At 64.9% G+C, this 18,767-nt stretch carries 17 protein-coding genes, 2 pseudogenes and 1 riboswitch; of the genes and pseudogenes, 10 read left to right on the top strand and 9 right to left on the bottom strand.

Annotation, left to right across the window (positions count from 1 at the left end; genetic code table 11):
• The first annotated feature begins 59 nt into the window (after positions 1–59).
• The 5 genes and pseudogenes from A7A09_RS20610 (at position 60) to trpE (ending at position 5,740) form a co-directional block, all read left to right on the top strand.
• A complete protein-coding gene (locus tag A7A09_RS20610; protein WP_148043705.1) occupies positions 60–308 on the top strand; it encodes a hypothetical protein in 249 nt (82 codons plus the stop codon).
• A gap of 227 nt (positions 309–535) precedes the next feature.
• Positions 536–1,015: a hypothetical protein gene (locus A7A09_RS20605; RefSeq protein WP_148043704.1), complete on the top strand. Its 480-nt coding sequence runs from the start codon at positions 536–538 to the stop codon at positions 1,013–1,015.
• Between the two features lie 3 nt (positions 1,016–1,018).
• Positions 1,019–2,193: pseudogene (locus tag A7A09_RS16855) on the top strand (aminotransferase).
• Between the two features lie 65 nt (positions 2,194–2,258).
• Positions 2,259–4,235 (top strand): peptidylprolyl isomerase, encoded by a 1,977-nt coding sequence (locus tag A7A09_RS16850; protein ID WP_245999419.1) that lies wholly within the window; start codon positions 2,259–2,261, stop codon positions 4,233–4,235.
• A complete protein-coding gene (gene trpE, locus A7A09_RS16845; RefSeq protein ID WP_106692480.1) occupies positions 4,235–5,740 on the top strand; it encodes an anthranilate synthase component I in 1,506 nt (501 codons plus the stop codon). Before A7A09_RS16850 ends, trpE begins: the two co-directional genes overlap by 1 nt.
• A 77-nt stretch (positions 5,741–5,817) precedes the next feature.
• Here the strand turns inward: trpE and A7A09_RS16840 are convergent, their stop codons facing one another.
• The 8 genes from A7A09_RS16840 to A7A09_RS16805 form a co-directional block, all read right to left on the bottom strand.
• Entirely contained in the window at positions 5,818–6,285 is a 468-nt protein-coding gene (locus A7A09_RS16840) for a PRC-barrel domain-containing protein (RefSeq protein ID WP_211341166.1), read from the bottom strand.
• Between the two features lie 500 nt (positions 6,286–6,785).
• Complete coding sequence (gene gpt / locus A7A09_RS16835) at positions 6,786–7,271, bottom strand: xanthine phosphoribosyltransferase (protein ID WP_106692479.1); 486 nt, start codon at positions 7,269–7,271, stop codon at positions 6,786–6,788.
• Between the two features lie 125 nt (positions 7,272–7,396).
• Positions 7,397–8,431: an AbrB family transcriptional regulator gene (locus tag A7A09_RS16830; protein ID WP_106692478.1), complete on the bottom strand. Its 1,035-nt coding sequence runs from the start codon at positions 8,429–8,431 to the stop codon at positions 7,397–7,399.
• A complete protein-coding gene (locus A7A09_RS16825; protein ID WP_106692477.1) occupies positions 8,418–8,717 on the bottom strand; it encodes a DUF4387 domain-containing protein in 300 nt (99 codons plus the stop codon). Before A7A09_RS16825 ends, A7A09_RS16830 begins: the two co-directional genes overlap by 14 nt.
• The gene (locus A7A09_RS16820) at positions 8,714–10,075 is read right to left on the bottom strand and encodes an acyclic terpene utilization AtuA family protein (protein WP_106692476.1); all 1,362 of its coding nucleotides are present in this window, start codon (positions 10,073–10,075) and stop codon (positions 8,714–8,716) included. The genes A7A09_RS16825 and A7A09_RS16820 overlap by 4 nt, the downstream gene beginning before the upstream one ends.
• 1 nt (position 10,076) lies before the next feature.
• Entirely contained in the window at positions 10,077–11,600 is a 1,524-nt protein-coding gene (locus tag A7A09_RS16815; RefSeq protein WP_106692475.1) for a tripartite tricarboxylate transporter permease, read from the bottom strand.
• A gap of 3 nt (positions 11,601–11,603) precedes the next feature.
• Positions 11,604–12,047, bottom strand: a complete 444-nt coding sequence (locus A7A09_RS16810) for a tripartite tricarboxylate transporter TctB family protein (RefSeq protein WP_211341165.1) — start codon at positions 12,045–12,047, stop codon at positions 11,604–11,606.
• Positions 12,044–13,003 (bottom strand): Bug family tripartite tricarboxylate transporter substrate binding protein, encoded by a 960-nt coding sequence (locus A7A09_RS16805; RefSeq protein ID WP_106692474.1) that lies wholly within the window; start codon positions 13,001–13,003, stop codon positions 12,044–12,046. Before A7A09_RS16805 ends, A7A09_RS16810 begins: the two co-directional genes overlap by 4 nt.
• 113 nt (positions 13,004–13,116) lie before the next feature.
• Here A7A09_RS16805 and A7A09_RS16800 point away from each other — a divergent pair.
• The 5 genes and pseudogenes from A7A09_RS16800 to A7A09_RS16780 all read left to right on the top strand — a co-directional run bounded on the left by A7A09_RS16800 (position 13,117) and on the right by A7A09_RS16780 (position 18,281).
• Positions 13,117–13,784 (top strand): annotated as a pseudogene (locus A7A09_RS16800) (response regulator transcription factor).
• A complete protein-coding gene (locus A7A09_RS16795; protein ID WP_106692473.1) occupies positions 13,781–15,187 on the top strand; it encodes a sensor histidine kinase in 1,407 nt (468 codons plus the stop codon). Before A7A09_RS16800 ends, A7A09_RS16795 begins: the two are co-directional and overlap by 4 nt.
• Complete coding sequence (locus A7A09_RS16790; protein ID WP_106692472.1) at positions 15,139–16,176, top strand: ABC transporter substrate-binding protein; 1,038 nt, start codon at positions 15,139–15,141, stop codon at positions 16,174–16,176. Before A7A09_RS16795 ends, A7A09_RS16790 begins: the two co-directional genes overlap by 49 nt.
• Before the next feature lie 91 nt (positions 16,177–16,267).
• A riboswitch (FMN riboswitch) is annotated at positions 16,268–16,398 on the top strand.
• A gap of 76 nt (positions 16,399–16,474) precedes the next feature.
• Positions 16,475–16,951: a 6,7-dimethyl-8-ribityllumazine synthase gene (locus tag A7A09_RS16785; protein WP_106692471.1), complete on the top strand. Its 477-nt coding sequence runs from the start codon at positions 16,475–16,477 to the stop codon at positions 16,949–16,951.
• A 175-nt stretch (positions 16,952–17,126) separates the two neighbouring features.
• On the top strand, positions 17,127–18,281 hold the full coding sequence (locus A7A09_RS16780; protein ID WP_106692551.1) for an iron-containing alcohol dehydrogenase: 1,155 nt from the start codon (positions 17,127–17,129) through the stop codon (positions 18,279–18,281).
• Between the two features lie 40 nt (positions 18,282–18,321).
• On the opposite strand, the gene A7A09_RS16775 is transcribed toward A7A09_RS16780, so the two are convergent.
• Entirely contained in the window at positions 18,322–18,759 is a 438-nt protein-coding gene (locus A7A09_RS16775; protein WP_245999417.1) for an RcnB family protein, read from the bottom strand.
• Between the last annotated feature and the right edge of the window lie 8 nt (positions 18,760–18,767).

Here is an 18,767-nt window from a genome sequence, read left to right as displayed (position 1 = left end):
GCTATAGATGGGCCAAAGCGCGCCGGGGGGTCAAGCCCGGCCAGAGGGTGAAGAGGCGGATGGCACGTGGATTCTGGACAGGTTTGCTGCATGGCGCGGGAATCAGCGCGATAGGGCTGGTGGCCCTGTCATTGCTGACACCTCTGCCACAGCAGGGCACGGCCCCTCTGCCCGCCACCGATGCCGGGAATGGGAATGCGGGCGAAACGGCCGAATCGGCATCCCCGGGCGGCGAAACCACGCCCGGCCCCGGCATGGAGGCGGCGGATCCCGGATCGCTGTCTCAGGCTCCGAGGCGGATGAGGTAATCTCGGAAACCGGATCCGAGGGATCGGATGACGGGGCCGGGGATGAAACGGCCTACGGCGACACTGCGGAGACCGGACCCGGAACCACGGAAACCGAAGCGGCTGACGCCACGTCCGAACCCGCGCCCGCCGAAGAGGAGAGGCGTCCCGAGGCGGCGGCGATCGACCTGCCCGTCGGATCGGAATTCGGGCGCGGCGGTGACACCCTGCCGGAACTGCCCACCCCCTTGACGCCCAATTCGCAAACCGGACAGTCCGAGCCCCCGGCGGTCAGCGTCCCGGCGGCCGAGCCTGCGCCTGTCGGAGCCACGGCCGTGAACCTGCCGCCCGAAACCGCGATGCCCGGCAGCGATCTGTCGCAAACCCGAGCGCCCGAGGCCGAGGACGGGCCCGAACTCGAAATGCCTTCCGCGCTGCCCGCCCCGACAGTCATCGACCTGCCTGGAAAGATCAGGGCGAGCGAGCAGGACAGCCTGCCTGCATCCTCACCCATCGAGGCGATTGCCGCGCAGGCGCCGAATACGGAAACCGCCGAAACCGCGCAGGATGAAACCGGGCAGGATGGGGCGGAACCCATCGCCTCGACCACCGAGCCATCCGCATCGGAAAGCGTTCAGGACAGCGCCGCGCCTGCTCTGCCGTCTCCGGCGCTCGATCTGTCCACCCCGCCGGATCTGTCCGATCTGCGCGCCTTGCGACGGGATTAGGAAATGCACCCGCTCAACCCCCATATCGCCAGCACATTCGCGCCGCCCGTGATGGAGGCGCGGCGCTGGCTGCAAGGCGTCGAATTTCCGCCGGATCGCCCGCTGATCAATGTCAGCCAGGCAGCTCCGGTCGAGCCTCCGCCCGAAGGATTGCGCCGGGCGATCGCCGAGGCGGCGCTGGAACGGCCCGAAGCGCATCTTTATGGCCCGGTGCTGGGCAATCCCGATCTGCGCGAAGCGGTCGCGGCGGAGTTCTCCTCTGCCTATGGCGGTCAGGTCGGGCCGGAGCAGGTGGCGATCACCCAAGGTTGCAATCAGGCGTTCTGCGCGGCGATCAGCACCTTGGCCGGGGCCGGAGATGAAGTCATCCTGCCGACTCCCTGGTATTTCAATCACAAGATGTGGCTGGACATGCAGGGCATTGCCGCGCGGCCGTTACCCTGCGGGCAGGACATGCTGCCCGATCCCGTTGAGGCGGCGAAACTGATCAACCCGCGCAGCCGCGCCATCGTGCTGGTGACACCGAACAATCCTTCGGGCGCGGAATATCCCGCGGATCTGGTCGCGGGTTTCTTTGAGCTGGCGCAGCATCACGGGCTCGCGCTGATCCTCGATGAGACCTATCGCGATTTCGACAGCCGGACGGGTGCTCCGCATGACCTGCTGGCCCGGCCCGATTGGGACGAGACGGTGATCCAGCTTTACTCCTTTTCCAAGGCATACCGGCTGACGGGGCACCGGGTGGGCGCGATGGTCGCCTCGCGGGCCCGCATGGCCGAGATCGAGAAATTCCTCGACACCGTGGCGATCTCGACCTCGCAACTGGGGCAGATCGGGGCGTGTGGGGGATGCGCAACCTGCGCGGCTGGCTGGCCGGCGAGCGCGACGAGATCCTTGCGCGCCGCGCCGCGAGCGTCGAGACGATTTCGGCATTGCCGGGCTGGCGGTTGAAAAGCGCCGGGGCCTATTTCGCGTGGATCGAGCATCCCTTTGCCATGTCCTCTGCCGATCTGGCTCCGCGCATGGTGGCCGAGATCGGCGTTCTGGCATTGCCGGGAACGATGTTCCTGCCGGGGACGGATTCGTCCGGTGCCCGGCATTTCCGCATTGCCTTTGCCAATGTGGACGCGGCCGGAATCGCCGAACTGGCCGAAAGGCTTGACAACTTCGTCGCCTGAAGGCTTGTCGCCGCTCCCCGCGCGTCCTAAAGACGGCCTGACACGACCGAGAGGAAAGCTGCGGCATGATGAACCTGCGCACCAAGGGAAAATCGACCATCGTCTGGATACTGATGGGTCTCCTGATCCTGGGGCTGGGCGGTTTCGGCGTGACCAGCTTTTCGGGAGGATCGAGCGAGATCGGCTCGGTCGGCTCGACGAAAGTGACGGCCGAGGATTATGCCCGCGCGCTGCGCTCGGAATTGAACGCCTATTCGCAGCAGGCAGGGCAGCAAATCACCATGGCGCAGGCGCAATCGATGGGGTTGCCTCGGGCGATACAGGCGCAGCTTTTTACCGCCGCCACGCTGGAGGAGGAGACCCGCCGCCTCGGCATCTCCGTGGGAGATCAACGAGTTGCGCAAAGCATATCGAGCGCCCCGGCATTCCAGGGGCCGAATGGCCGTTTCGACCGCAGCGCCTATGCGCAGATCCTGCGCCGGGAGGGTCTGACCGAGGCCGAGTTCGAAGGGCAGATCCGCGCGGACGAGGCGCGGATATTGCTGCAACGCGCCGTCAGCGAAGGGGTCGTCGCGCCGGAATCGATGGTCGATCAGACCGCGAAATGGTTGCTCGAAACCCGCGATCTCAGCTGGCACGAGGCGGATGAGAGCCATCTGACCGCAGCGGTCTCTGCACCGGACGAAGAAACCCTGGAGGCCTGGCACAAGGCGAATTCCGACCGTTTCACCGCACCCGAGAAGCGCAAGCTGACCTATGTCTGGCTGACGCCCGAGATGCTGTCGGACGAGGTTGAACTGGACGAGAATGCGCTGCGCGAGGCCTATGAAGCGAATATCGCCAAATACCGTCAGCCCGAGCGGCGGATGGTCGGCACGCTGGTCTACCCGTCGATGGAGGATGCGCAATCCGCCCGGGACCGGCTCGATGCGGGCGAGGTGGGGTTCGATGAACTGGTGGCCGAACGCGGCCTGACGCTTGAGGATATCGACCAGGGCGAGGTGACCAGGGAAGAGTTGGGGCAGGCCGGAGATGCGGTCTTCGGGCTGGACGCTCCGGGAGTCGCCGGACCGGTCGAGACCGGTCTCGGTCCGGCGCTGATCTCTATGAATGCGATCTTGGAACCGGTCGATATTCCCTTCGAGGAAGCGCGCGAGGATCTGCGCGCCGAGGCCGCCCTGGACCGGGCCGTCCGAATGATCGAGAGCCGGATGGAGGAATACGAGGATCTCCTCGCCGGCGGCGCAACGCTGGAAGAGGTTTCGGAAGAGACACCGGCGGAACTGGGAACGCTGGACTGGTCGGCGGATATGAAGCCGGAAGAGGGCAGCATCGCCGGTTATCCGGCCTTCCGCGAACGGGCGGAGGAGGTCGGCGAAGGGGATTTCCCGGAGATCGAACGGCTGGATGATGGCGGCATATTCGCATTGCGCCTGGACGAGGTGGTGCCCCCGACGCTCATTCCCTTTGACGAAATCCGGGACGAGGTCGCCGAAGATTGGCGTCTGGCGGAAGTTCACCGGCTTCTGCTGGCCCATGCCGAGGAAGAGCGGCTACAGGCGATCTCGGCCACGACCCCCGATCCCGATGCCGTGGACGGCGGGGAGAATGGCGCGGAACTGGTGGCAGAGTCGGATCCGGACATGCGGGAGAGCGATGCCGGTGATGACGAGGCCGAAGAGAATGCCGCCGCCGAAGTCGCACCGGCACCGCAATGGGTTTCGGAACCCGGCCTGACCCGCGATGGCTGGATCGACGGCCTGCCTGCCCAGATCGTCGCCCAACTCTTCGAGATCGACGAGATCGGCGATATCGAGATCGTCGATACCGGTGACCGCGTGTTCCTGGTACGCCTTGATGCGATCCATGCGGCCGATCTGGACAGCGAGGATGCCAGGGAGGTTAAAGATCGCATTCAGCAACGCATGGCGCAGTCTCTGCAGGCCGATATCTTTGATTATTACGCGCGTGCGGCGCAGCGCAAGGCCGGGGTAAAGGTCAATCAATCCGCCATCGACGCGATCAACACTCAGGTCCGGTGATGGAACTCACTCCCGATTTCGCGGAATTCGAGACGGGCTGGGCCCAGGGGCATAACCAGCTTGTCACTATCCGCCTCGCCGCCGATCTGGACACCCCCGTCAGCCTGATGCTGAAACTGACGGATGCCGCACCGATGAGCTTCATGCTGGAATCGGTGACCGGCGGCGAGATCCGCGGCCGCTACCAGATCGTCGGCATGAAGCCCGACCTGGTCTGGGAATGCCGCGATGGCAAGGCCCGGATCAACCGCCATGCGCGGTTCTCGGAGGAATTTCAGCCCGATGATCGCCCGGTGCTGGACAGCCTGCGCGCCCTGATCGCGGAAAGCCGGATCGAGCAGATGCCCGATGGAGTGCCGCCGATGGCGGCGGGGCTGTTCGGCTATCTGGGCTATGACATGATCCGGCTGGTCGAAAATCTGCCCGATGTGAATCCCGATCCGCTGGATTTGCCCGACGCGATGCTGATGCGGCCTTCGGTCGTAGCCGTGCTGGACGGGGTGAAGGGCGAGGTGACGCTTTGCGCCCCCGCCTGGCATGTGCCGGGCGAGAATGCCCGCGCTGCCTATGCCCGCGCCGCCGAGCGCGTGATGGATGCGCTGCGCGCGCTGGACCGCCAGCCCTCCGAGCCGCGCGCCCTGGGGCATGACGCGGCCATCGGCGAGCCGGTCTCGAATTTCGCCAAGCCGGACTACCTGGCGGCGGTCGAACGGGCCAAGGAATATATCCGGGCGGGCGACATCTTCCAGGTCGTGCCCTCGCAGCGCTGGCGGATGGATTTCCCGCTGCCGCCCTTCGCGCTTTACCGCAGCCTGCGCCGTACCAATCCCTCGCCCTTCATGTTCTTCCTGAACATGGGCGGCTTCCAGATTATCGGCGCCAGCCCCGAGATCCTCGTGCGGCTGCGCGATGGCGAGGTCACGATTCGCCCGATCGCCGGAACCCGGCCGCGTGGCGGTGACGAGGCCGAGGACCGGGCGCTGGAGGCCGATCTGCTGGCCGATCAGAAGGAACTGGCCGAGCATCTGATGCTGCTGGACCTGGGGCGCAACGATGTGGGACGGGTGGCAAAGACCGGCACGGTCCGCCCGACCGAGCAATTCGTGATCGAGCGCTACAGCCATGTCATGCATATCGTCTCGAACGTGGTGGGCGAGCTGCGCGAGGGCGAGGATGCGCTGTCGGCCCTGCTGGCAGGTTTGCCCGCCGGAACCGTTTCCGGGGCGCCCAAGGTCCGCGCGATGGAGATCATCGACGAGCTGGAGCCCGAAAAGCGCGGCGTCTATGGCGGCGCGGTAGGCTATTTCGCCGCCAATGGCGAGATGGACATGTGCATCGCCCTGCGCACCGGGCTGGTCAAGGACGGGGCGCTGTATATCCAGGCCGGGGGCGGCGTGGTCTATGACAGCGATCCCGAGGCGGAGTTCCAGGAAACCGTCAACAAGAGCCGGGCCTTGCAGCGTGCCGCCGAAGGCGCGGCGCGTTTCGTGCGTGGAAACGGCTGAGCCTCGGCAAGGATCCGAAGAGCCCTGCGCAAAACGAAAAGGCGGCCCCGGAGGGCCGCCTTCATGTCATCTGCCTGTCAGTTGCCGGCAGGCTCTTCGCCTTCGGCGGGCGCGGCGGCGGGGTCGTCCGCCGGTGCCGTCGTGTCGTCGGCCGGTGCCATCGTGTCGTCGGCCGGTGCCATCGTGTCGTCCGCCGGTGCCATCGTGTCATCCGCCGGTGCCATGGCATCGCCCGCCGGAGCGCCCGGTGCGGCGGCCCGTTCACGGAACACATATGCCGGCGCGACATCGGCTTCTTCCTTGGTCAGATCGCTCGTGACCTCTTGCGCGTCGGCATTGATCGTGAGCTGCTCCCAGGGAACGGCGATCTGCTTCTCGCCAATGCCGAGGAAACCGCCGACACCGATCACAGCAGCGATCATCTCACCGGTTTCTCCGTCCAGGATCAGGTCGTTGATGCTGCCGATCGAGCTGCCGTCAGGTGCCATCACGGTCGCATTGGTGATCCAGTCCAGGCGCAGTTCGTTCGCGGCCTGTTCTTGCACGACCTTGCCGCTTTCCGTGATCTCGCTTTCAGTGCTTCTTCCGCAGCTGCGGCCGCTTCGGCCTCTGCCGCGGCAGCATCGGCCGCCGGATCGGTCTGAGCCTCTGCCACCGGGTCCATGGCGGGTTCCTCGGTCGTCGTCTCCTGCGCGAAGGCCGGAGCAAGGGCAAAGGGCAGCACAACAGCAGTCGTCATAAAAAGCTTACGCATCACATGTCTCCTTTTTACCAATTGCGTTGCGCCTGTGAATTTGATCGACGCAATGCACTGGGACAATGTGCTGCAAGCCCTTCGGGTTCCTGCGTCGCCAGTATCCGGGCAAGATTTTGCCAGCCCTTGATATGCAAACGCGGAGAGCGCGTGCTATTTAGGTGGTTTTATCATGCAATAACAGAATATTACGATATATACCTCAAGCAGGCAAGGTCGTGCCGATCACCGGGTGATTGGCGGCTTGCGGGTCACCGCCAGTTCCGGATGGGATGGCGGCGTGATTTCGCCTCAATCCTCGCCGCGATAGGGCTGCACATATTGCAAGGCCATGTCCCAGGGAAAGAAAATCCAGGTATCCTGGCTGACCTCGGTCACATAGCTCTGGACCATCGGCTTGCCCTTGGGCTTGGCATAGACGGTCGCGAAATGGGCCTTGGGATACATCTCGCGGATCAGCTCCAGCGTGCGGCCGGAATCGACCAGGTCATCAACGACGAGGATTCCCTCGCCATCGCTCATCAGTTCGGGGTCGGGGTGTTTCAGAACCTTCAGGCCACCCTGTTCCTGCTTGTGATAGGATTTGATGCTGATCGTGTCGATGGTGCGGATGTCGAGTTCCCGCGCGACGATCATTGCCGGGACCAATCCACCGCGAGTCACCGCGACGACGGCACGCCAATCGGTTCCGTCCAGCCGCCAGGCAAGGGCGCGCGCATCGCGGTGCAATTGGTCCCAGCTTACGTGGAAACCCTTTTCATGGGGCAGGCGGTCCATTGTCTCTCTCCTTGAATGCCGCAAATCTCGATCGGCTCCCATATGCAGCCGGTGTCATGCCGTATAATAGCTTTGCGCCGCAAAAGGCAAAGCCATCCGCCCGTTCAGCCCGCAGAAACCCGGCATTAGTGGCGCGAACGGCTCATGATCCTGGCGACGATGGGGGCGAGCGTGATGACGATGATGATCCGCAGCAGGTGATGGCTGACCACATAGGCCAGATCGGCGCCGGCGATGATGGCGATCACGACCATCTCGGCCTGGCCTCCGGGCAGAAAGGCCAGCATGGCGTCCAGTGCGGGGGCGAGATCCAGTTGCACGATGATCTCGAAGAAGACCAGGCTGATGCAGGCCAGGATGACCGCATGCAGCAGCCCCGCCGTCACGTCGATGCGCAACTCCCGCCCGGTGATGCCGACATATTTCACGCCGACGGCGATACCGATGAAGAATTGCGCCGCTTGCAGGATCTCGGCCGGGGGGCGGTGCTGGATGACACCGGAAAGCGACAGGATCGCGGTCAGGAGCATCGGCCCGAGGATCGAGGCTCCGAACAGTCCCAGCCTTTCCGCGATCTTCCAGCCGAAGAATCCCGAGGCGACCATCAGCAGGATCTCGTAGGGGGCGGTATCGCGGATCTGGGCTCCGGGCGGCTGCGAGAGATCCACGCCCCAATAGGCATGCATGATCATCGGTGCGACGGTGACAAGCACGAGAACCCGGGTCGCATGGATCAGCGACAGTGCGCGGACATCGCCGCCCGCCTCTTCGCCGAAGACCAGCATGTCCTGCAGCCCGCCGGGCATGGTCGCATACCATGCGGTCGGGTGATCGAAGCCGAAAAGCCGCCGGAACATCGGATAGCCGATCAGCGCGATGACCCCGATGAACAGCGGCACGAAGGCCAGCGAGGCGGCAATGCCCGGCAATTGCCCCAGCACCTGCGGCGTGATCGAGGCGCCCACGGCGACGCCCAGGAAGGTCCGCATGAAGACGGCAAATCCGCCCGCTCCCATCAGCGGCGCACCGGCCAGCGCCGCGATCAGGCAGGCGAGCATGGGGCCCAGCAGCATCGGCAAGGGCAGACCTAAAAGCAGGAAAATTCCCGCACCGACGGCAGCCAGCGCCAGGGTCAGGATGCGGCGTTTAGTCGAATTCATATTCTTCCAGCAAAGCGGCATATTGGGCGCCGTGCATGTCGCGGTCGGCGGCGGAACCCTGCACCACCGGGCGCGGGATGCTGAACTTGACGACCCGCAGATCCTCGATGTCGAACCGTTTCAAAAGTTGCTCGGGCACCTGGTACAGTTCGGCGACCGCACGGGTGGACAGGTTGTCGCGGACCTGCCCGAAGATCTCGGGCCGGTCGCAGAAGATGTCGATGGTGACCCAGAACGGACCGGCATTCTTCGAACGCACCTTCAGGACAAGATCGCCAAGCCTCATGCCGGAACCTCCGCGCCGATCTGGCTGAGCTCGATCCGGAACGCCTCCATCGGGTCGCTTAACCGCATGACATGGTTCAGCGCGAATTCATACAATGGCCCCCGGTCGGTTGTCGCGGGGGAATAGGGAAAGGCGAAGGTCGGCAGTTCCTCGCTGTCGGTCAGCGGATAATGCAGGACGAAGGGGTTGATCAGCTTGCCGATCTCGGCCGCGATAGGCTGGGAGGCGGCGGTGATGATGCCCAGCACCCCGATCTCGACCGGATCACCGGAACGGTTCTCAAGATCGCCAAGCGCCCCGTTCACCCCGATCAGCCGGAATTCAAGGCTGTAATCGCCTTGCGTCAGCCCCATCCTGCTCTCGATCTCGCCGGTCAGATAGGCGGTGAGCCGCTCTACCCATAAGGACGCGTTCTTCACGTAATGGGCATTGCGCAGGATGGCGAGGATGGTGGTCTGGTAGCCCGCGATCCGCGCGCCCTCCAGCTTGACGGTATAGGGGCCGGGCACCCATTCCGAGCCCTCGACCCGCACGCGGCGCTGGTCCAGCGCGGTATAGCGCGCGCCCGTCACGTCCAGATATCCGCCCGGCTCATAGAGATGGAACGGGTCGGAATTTTCATAAAGCATATGGGCCGAGACCGAATGCGGCGTGCAGGCGGCGCTTTCGGCCATGGGCTCGACCGTGAAGCCGTCCGTGTCGAAATCGACCATGATCACGCCAGAGGTCGGATTGGTCGAACACAGCGCTCCGCATTCGGCGATCTTGGCGCCGTGCCATGCGCCCCCGGCGGCATCCCCGTGCAAGAGCGGCAGGGCGGCAATGGTGGCGGTGTCGGTGGTGCGGCCCGCGATGACGATATCGGCGCCGGTGGCAAGCGCGGCCTGTATCTGCTCGGCCCCCGCCAGGGCGACGATATTGCTCAGGTCGTCCAGCCGGATCTCGGGGGCGGGGGTCAGCGGCGTGACATCGCCGGCCTCAAGCGCCCGGGCGATGCGCCCGACCGGCTGGCCGGAATAGAGACGCGCGATCTTGACGCTCTGGCCCAGTTCCTCGGCGAGTTCGGTGGTGATGTCATGCATCCAGTCCACCGTGCTGTCGGTGCCGCAGGTGCCCGCGGTGCCGATGACCAGCGGCACGCCCGCCTCGGCGCGGGCCTGCATCAGGATGCGCCATTCGGATTTGGTCGCGGCGCGGGAATATTTGGACTGCCCGGCGCCAAGGCTGAAGGGCCCACTATCCGTGGACCCTCCGTCGATGCAGATGATGTCGGGCCGCATGGCAACTCCGCGCGCCAGCGCCTTGCGGTCGAAGCCGAGGCCAAGAACGCCCGAAGGCACCAGAACGCGTGTCGGCATGTCAGTCTCCTACCTTGGGTTCGGTTTCCGGCATTGGCGGCTTCTTCAGGAAGCGGCGCAGGAACACGGGGGCCACGAAACCGAGAACCGCTGCGATCCAGAGTCCGGTTGCGATAGGCGAACTGAAGAGGAAGGTCCAGTCCCCGTCCGACAGCACCATGGCGCGGCGCAGATTGTCCTCCATGGCGTTGCCCAGCAGGATGCCGAGGATCACCGGAACCGTCGGGATCTCAAGCTTGCGCATGATATAGCCCAGCACCCCGAAGCCCACCATCATCAGCATGTCGAAGCTGGAGCCGGTCAGCGAATAGATGCCCACGAAGGCGACCATGGTCACGCCTGGCAGCAGCACCCATGCCGGGACCGACAGGATATGGACGAAGACCTTGACCATCGGCACGTTCATCAGCAGCAGCACGATATTGGCGATCAGCAGCGCCGCGATCAGCGACCAGACGACTTCGGGCCGTTCGGTGAACAGCAGCGGTCCCGGCGTGATATTCAGCGTCAGCAGCAGCGCCAGCAGCACCGCGGTCGTGCCCGATCCCGGCACGCCGAGCGTCAGCATCGGCACCAGCGCACCTCCGGCGGCGGCGTTGTTGCCAGCCTCGGGTGCGGCGACGCCGCGTGGATCGCCCTTGCCGAATTGCGACTTGTCGCGCGCTGCCGATTTCTCGGCCGTGTAGGCAAGGAACGACCCCAGTGACGCACCCGCACCCGGCAGCACCCCGGCAACAAAACCGATGCCGGTGCCGCGCAGCATCGCCCCGGTGGTCTGTTTCAGCATCCGCCACGGCACGAGGATCTTTCCCAGCTTCACGCCGATGGCGCTGTTCTTGCCATGGGTCTCGATGAAGAAGAACACTTCGGCGACCGCGAACAGTCCGACGATGGCGACAAGGAAATCCACCCCGTCCTGCAGGTGCAATTCACCAAAGGTAAAGCGCGGCATGCCGGTGGTCTTGTCCAGTCCGATCATGGCAATGCCAAGGCCGATCGCGGCGGCCATCGCCGCCTTGGCCTGGTTGTTCGAACCGATCCCGCCAAGCGTGCAGAAGGCCAGCAGGTAAAGCGCGAAATATTCCGCCGGACCGAATTTGAAGGCGACGCGGGCAAGGTAGGGGGCAAAGACCATCAGCCCGATCGTGGCGATGAAGGCCCCCACGAAAGAGGCCACGCCCGACACGACCAGCGCCTCTCCGGCCTTGCCCTGCTTGGCCATGGGATAGCCGTCCAGCGTGGTCATCATCGCCGGCTCGTCGCCGGGGATGTTCAGCAGGATGGAGCTGATCCGCCCGCCATACATCGCCCCGTAATAGACCGAGGTCAGCAGTACCAGGGCCGGGATTGCATCAAGTCCCATCGAGAACGAGATCGGGATCAGCAGCGCCACGCCATTGGCGGGCCCAAGCCCGGGCAGGGCGCCGATGATGGTGCCGACAAAGCAGCCGATCACCGCCAGCAGCAACGTGTAGGGAGTGGCGGCGATGGAAAAGCCCATCGCGAGATTGCTCAGAATTTCCATGGTTCAGAACCCCCAGCCTGCGGGAAGGCCCCGGAGCCCCAGGCCGAGGATGACCCGAAACAGCACGAAGAGCCCGATGCCCAGCCCCACGCCGGAGATCGCGGCGCGTGCCGGATGGCCACCGATCTGCCAACTCAGGATACCGGCGACGAATGTTGTCGGCAGGATGAAGCCCAGTGGCTTGATCGCGAAAGCGTATCCGATCAATGCGGCAAAGGCGATGCCCAGTTGCAGCAGCATCGGTCCGGCGGGCCATTCGGCCTCGGGATCCGGGCGCAGGATCATGCTGACCGAGCACAGGATGACCACCCCCGCGACCATGTAGGGAAAGACGCGCGGACCGACCGGGTCGGACATGAAGCTGGTCCCGATACGACTGGCGGTGAGGATATACCCCAACGCCAGCACGATCATGACCGCTCCGAAGATACGGTCGCCGCGGATCATTGCAGCAACCCGATATCTTTCGAGATCTTCTGGGTCTGGGCGATATTGTCGGCCACGAAGGTCTCGAATTCATCGCCATAGATGCTGTAGGGTGCCAGGCCGTTCTCGGTCATGACCTTCTGCCACTCCTCGCTTTCACCGACCTGCTTCAGCGCATCGACCCATTTCTGGTAATCCTCGTCGCTGATCCCCTTGGGCACATAGATGCCACGCCAGTTCATCGCGACGATGTCGATGCCCTGTTCCTTGGCGGTTGGCACGTCCTCGAAGCCTTCCACGCGTTCTTCCGACAGCACCGCGATGGGCCGCACATCACCGGACTTGATGAAGCCGGTGATTTCCGAAAGATCGCCGGTCATCGCCTGCGCGAAACCGCCCACGGTCTGGGTAATGGCATCCGCGCCGCCATCGACGCCGATATACTTGACCTTGCGGATATCGGTGAAACCGGCCTTGTCCAGCGTCATCAGCACTTTCAGGTGATCGAAGCCGCCCACGGCCGAACCGCCAGCGAAAGCCACGGAAGAGGGATCGGCCTTGATCGCTTCGATCAGGTCGGGCAGGGTTTCGAATTCGCTGTCGGCCGCCACGACGATCACGCCGGGATCGCCGCCGATCGTGCCCACCCAACGCACCTGGTCGGCGGTCGCGCCGCCAAAGGCGTTCTGGGCAAGGCGCGTGGTGGTTGCGGATGATGCCGCGATGAAGACATCCGGATCGTCATTGCGCTCGTTCACGACCTGCGAATAGGCCACGCCGCCGCCGGCACCGGCAAGATTGGTGACCTGCACCAGGCCGGACGCGACGCCCAGATCGGTCATGATCCGGCCGATCTGGCGACAGGTGAAGTCCCATCCGCCGCCCGGATTGGCGGGAGCGATGCATTCCTCGGCAGCCGCAGGCACAGCGATACTTGTCAAAATTGCGGCAACGGCCGCGCGGGTCCAGTTCTTCATGATATCCTCCCATAGGATTGGTCAGCTCCCGTATAGGATCACGGGATTGCGATAATTACAATTTGATGAAAAGCTGACACGAACCTGTCACGGACTGCCTTAAAGTTGAGCGAATGCGATTTCTGTTGGTTGAAGACAGTGATGAACTGGCAGCTGCCGTGGTCTCGCGGCTGGCGATGGATGGGCATGGCGTCGACCGGGCGGCCAGCCTGTCGGAGGCGGGGGATTTCCTGAGGTCAGCCCCTTATGATTTGATTTTGCTTGATATTTCACTGCCAGACGGCGACGGAAGGGATTTCCTTCGAGAGGAAAGAAAGGCCGGGCACGATACCCCCGTCATCATGATGAGGCCAGCGCCTCGGTCAGCGACCGCGTGAATACGCTGGATCAGGGCGCGGATGACTACATTACCAAGCCTTTCGATTTCGCCGAACTCCAGGCTCGTTGCCGTGCCGTCCTGCGCCGCCGTCATGCCGGGGTGGCCGACAGCCGGCAGCATTACGCGGGTTTCATTTTCGATGCGCTGGCCGCCACGCTGACCATCGGCGAGGAGGTGCGGGAGCTGCGCGCGCGGGAATTGCGGCTGCTGGAAATCCTGCTGTCGCGCCCCGGGCAGGCCTATTCCAAGGCGCATCTGATCGATCGTCTCTTTTCCTTCGACGAGGAGATCAGCGACAACGCCATCGAGGTCTATATCGCCCGCCTGCGCCGCAAGCTCGAAGGATCCGGCGCAAGACTGGAAACGCTTCGGGGTGTCGGCTACCGGCTGATCCCGGAATGAGGCGAGGCGAGGCGCGACCGGCACGTTTCTCCCTGCGCAGGCGATTGGTCTGGCAGTTCGTGGCACTGTCCGCGCTTCTGGTTCTGGCGCTGTTCTTCGCCGTCCGTTTCGCGGCGGAACGTGCCTCCCGGGCCAGTCAGGATGCCGTTCTGGAGGCGGCGGTCATCTCGATCGGCGACGGGTTGCGGCCGGTGGACGAGGGGCTGGAGCTTGATCTGCCCTATGCGACCTTCTCGATGCTGGGCGCGATGGGGGATGAGCGGGTGTTCTACAGCCTCTCGACGGATGAGCGGCTGATCACCGGTTACGAGAACCTGCCGCCTCCCCCGGGGGTTCCCGGCGATCTGTCGCCGCTGTTCTGGGATGCGGATTACCGGGGCAACCGGCTGCGCCTGGCCGCGATTTCGCGCCGGGTGCTGGTGGATACGCGGGTCGAGGAAATTACCGTGACTCTGGGGCAGACCCGTTATGGTCAGGCGGCCATCGCCCGCGACACCGCCCGCAGCTCGGTCTGGATCGGGCTGGGCTTCTTCGTCCTGGCCCTGCCGCTGGCGCTTTGGGCGGCGCGATCGGTGATCCGGCCCGTGGATCGCCTTGCCGGTGCCGTCGCCCGGCGCGGCCCGCATGACCTGCGTCCGGTCCGGCATCCGGCGCCACAGGAATTGCTGCCATTGGTCGCTGCGCTGAACGGTTTCATCACCCGGCTGCGCGGAGCGCTCGCGCTGGCCGAAACCTTTATCTTCGAGGCCGCCCACCGCATTCGGACACCATTGTCGCTGGTCCGCACCGAGGCCGAGATCGCGCTGGCCGAAACCTCGGACGAGGCGACCCGCCAGCGGCTGCGCCGGATGGTTCGCGCGATCGGCGAGAGCAGCCGTTCGGCCAATCAGATCCTCGATCACGCGATGGTCCTGTATCGCAGCGACCAGTTCTCTGCCGCGCCCGTCGATTTCGCGGCACTCTCCGCCTCGGTGCTGCAATCCGTCCAGCCCATTGCCGAGATGCGCGAGATCGATATGCGCGCCGAGGGGCTGGATACGGCCTGCCTTGTGCCGGGGGATGATCGGATGATCGAGGTGGCCTTGCGCAATATCCTCGACAACGCGCTGAAATACTCGCAGTCCGAGGGACAGGTGCGGATCAGCCTGACCTGCCGCGAAGGCATGGCCACGCTCGCTGTGCTGGACGAGGGCAGGGGGCTCGGCCCGGGGGATGAGGACCTGACCGTCCGGTTCCGCCGGGGCAGCAATGTCGGCGATATCGTCGGCTCGGGTCTCGGCCTGACCATCGTGAACGAAGTCGCGGCCGCGCATGGTGGCCGCTTTACCCTGCAATCCCGAGCAGAGAGGGGCACATGCGCGATCCTGTCCTTGCCGCTGTCCGATCCGGTCTCGTCTTCCTGATGCTGGCGGCATCCGCCGCCGCATACGAGATCGAGGAAGAGCGTCATTTCGGCCCCGAAGACGGGCGCGAGATTTCCGTGCTGTCCACGACCGACCTGGCCTCCATCGCCCCGGTGCTGGAAGATTATGTCGCCAGCCATCCGGGCCAGCGGATCCGCTATGAACAGGCCGCCAGCGTCGAGCTGTTCCGGGCCATCCATGACGAGGGCGCGGTTTTCGACCTGGTCATGTCCTCGGCGATGGATTTGCAGATGAAGCTGGCCAATGACGGCTTTGCCGCCTCGATTTCGCCCGACACCGGGAAACTGCCGGATTGGGCGCGCTGGCGGAATCAGCTGTTCGGCGTCGGGCTGGAGCCAGTCGTGACGCTGGCCTCGCGGCAGGGGCTGGGCGATCTGCCGGTGCCAAGGACGCGGCGCGACCTGATCGCGATGCTGCGCGAGAACCCGGCGCGTTTCGACGGGCGTATCGCCAGTTATGACCCCAAGCTATCCGGCGTCGGCTATTTCCTGATGTCGCAGGACAGCCAGCAATCCGAAAGCTTCTGGCGCCTGGCCGAGGTCATGGGGCGGCTGAACGCGCGGCTGTTCTGTTGCTCGGGCGAGATGATCGACGAGTTGCGGGCGGGCCGGGTTGCCATCGCCTATAACGTCGTGGCCAGCTATGCCGCGCGTTTCGCGCCGGACGATCCCGATATCGTCCGCGTCGCGCTCGAAGATTATACGCTGGCCATCCTTCGCTCGGCACTGGTGCCCACCAATGCGGCCAATCCGGCGGGCGCCACCGATCTGCTGTCCTACCTGCTCTCGGAACCGGCGCAGCGCCGGATCGCGGCCAGCTCCCAGGTTGCGCTGATCCCGGGCACGGGGCCGGATCCTTCGATCCACCTGCGCCCGATCCGGCTGGATACCGGGCTGCTGGTCTATGACGACCAGTTGCGGAAGGCGGGATTGCTGGCCGAATGGAACGCGGCCATGGTTCAGCCGTGACATGCCGGGGCGGCGGGGTTCTTCCGACTTTTGTCCGAGATGCAACCGTCGCGTTATCTCTTGGCGAGGCCGATCCGTCATGCTATGCGATTCCCGTTCTCAGGGCGGGGTGCAATTCCCCACCGGCGGTGATAGCCCGCGAGCGCCTTCCTTTCGGGAAGGGTCAGCAGATCCGGTGAAATTCCGGGGCCGACGGTATAGTCCGGATGGAAGAGAACCGTGGCCGATCCCCTTCCCATGGGCCGGTCATGGCTCATGCTCTGGGACCTGACGCAATTGAACGGAAGGTTCCTAAACGATGACCAAGACAACCACCCCCCGTATCGCTTTCATCAAGGCCCGCTGGCACGCCGATATCGTCGACCGCGCCCATGAGGGTTTCACCGACGAAGCCGTCCGGATCATTCCCGGTGCGCAGATCGACGCCTATGACGTGCCGGGCGCCTTCGAGATGCCGCTCCTGGCCAAGAAACTGGCGAAGACCGGCAAATATGACGCCGTGGTCGCGACGGCTTTCGTCGTCGATGGCGGCATCTATCGCCATGACTTCGTGGCGGATGCGGTCGTGGCCGGGCTGATGAATGTCGGGCTGGAAACCGAGGTGCCCTGTTTCTCGGTCTCGCTGACGCCGCATAATTACCAGGAGGTCGAGGTAATGACCGCCTTCTTCCGCGAGCATTTCGTCAAGAAGGGCCGCGAGGCCGCCGAGGCCGTGCGGCAGGTTCTGGCGCTGGACGCGCAACTTGCCGCCGAGGATCGCGCCGCCGTCGCCTGACAGCGGCGCGGGCATGGCCGGATGAAGTGAACCTATCCTGCCAGCGGCCGATTTTGTCGCGGCCAAGTGGAACAGCCCCGGAAAACACGCTCATGTCAGGGTGATTTACCTGTACACCGGCGCTCCGGGATCGGTTATCCGCATGGGGACGACACCTGCCAAAGGAGCCCGCGCCATGCCGAACCCATTCGCCTTTGCGACCGCGACCGAGATCCTGTTCGGCCGCGGTCAGGCCGGTGCCGCGCCATCCCGGATCGCGGCGCTAGGCCGAAGGCTGCTGCTGGTTCATGGCGGCACTCCTGCCCGCAGCGATTGGCTGCGGCGCGGCCTTGCGGCGGCAGGCTGCGAGGTGACGGGTTTCCCGGTTGCCACAGAGCCCGACATGGCCATGATCGAGGCGGGGATTGCGGCAGCCCGCTCGGCGGCGGTCCAGACCGTTGTCGCCATCGGCGGCGGAGCGGTGATCGATGCCGGCAAGGCCATCGCCGCACTGGTGCCTGCGAAGCGGCCGATGCTGGATCACCTGGAGGTGGTGGGGCAGGGGCTGCCGCTCGATCAGGCAACCTTACCCTTCATTGCCATGCCGACCACTGCCGGCACCGGGGCCGAGGTGACGCGCAACGCGGTGATCGGCGTGCCCGGGCATCGCCGCAAGGTCAGCCTGCGCGACGCAAGGATGCTGCCGCGCCTGGCGATCGTCGATCCGGCGCTGACCGACCACTGCCCGCGCGCAGTGACTCTGGCCTCGGGGCTGGATGCGGTGACCCAGGTGATCGAGCCCTATATCTGCACCCGTGCCAATCCCATGACCGATGCGCTGTGCCGCGACGCGATCCCGCGCGGGCTGGCGGCGCTGCGCCGCCTGATGGAAGACGAAGACGCGCAGGCCCGCGACGAGATGTCATGGGTCAGCCTGTGCGGCGGACTTGCCCTGGCCAATGCGGGGCTCGGGGCGGTGCATGGGCTGGCCGGACCCCTCGGAGGACTGACCGGCGCGGCGCATGGAGCGATTTGCGGGATATTGCTGCCCCATGCCCTGATCGTGAACCGCGCCGCCGTGACGGATCAGGAGGCCGCCGGGCGGCTGGACCAGATCGGCGCGTGGATCGGGGATGCCTTCGATCTTCCTGCCGGGGGGCTTGAAGACGCGGCGAGGGCCCTGGCCGATTGGTCGCATGCCTGCGGATTGCCATCGCTGACCGGGCTGGGCGTGGATACAGAGGCGCAACAGGCGGCGGCGAAGGCCGCGGCGAGCTCTTCCTCGATGAAGGCCAACCCGGCGGCGCTGTCCCCGGCTTCCCTGGAGGAATTGATGCGCGCCGCGGGTTGAAACAGCCCCCGGATACCGCCATCCGGATCGGCTGCCGGGATCAGTCGAGGATGGCGTCCACCAGCCGCAGGATCGACAGGATCTTGCCGCTATCCCTGTTCACGCGGACCAGTTGTCCATCGACGATGGCATAGCGGTTGCCATCGGGCGGCATGCTGAGGCCGTATCGGCCCGGACGGGTCACGATATGCACATCATCCCAATCGATGAAGTCCCCGACGCCCAGGCGGATGCCGTGCTTCTTGGCCTGCCCCGGAGGCACGCAGGACGGGCTTTTCTTGGCAAGGCCGGGGGGGCAGTTGCCCGTCACGATGATCCGGCGTTCGGCATTGTCCCGCCTTATGATCACGTGCTGCTGTTTGCCCTTATCCGCCCGGTGGCCCTTGGCATGGCCGGGCGGCTCGGCGAAGGCGGAGATAGGTGAAAGCGCCAGCAACAGCCCCGCTGTTGCCGCGATCAATCGGTGCTGTGGTTTCACGTCGGGCT

It is taken from the genome of Paracoccus methylarcula (genome assembly GCF_003007735.2).
In the GTDB taxonomy this organism is placed as follows: Bacteria; Pseudomonadota; Alphaproteobacteria; order Rhodobacterales; family Rhodobacteraceae; genus Paracoccus; species Paracoccus methylarcula.
The sequence above is the reverse complement of the archived record's forward strand: the minus strand, read 5'-3'. Positions and strand labels throughout refer to the sequence as shown.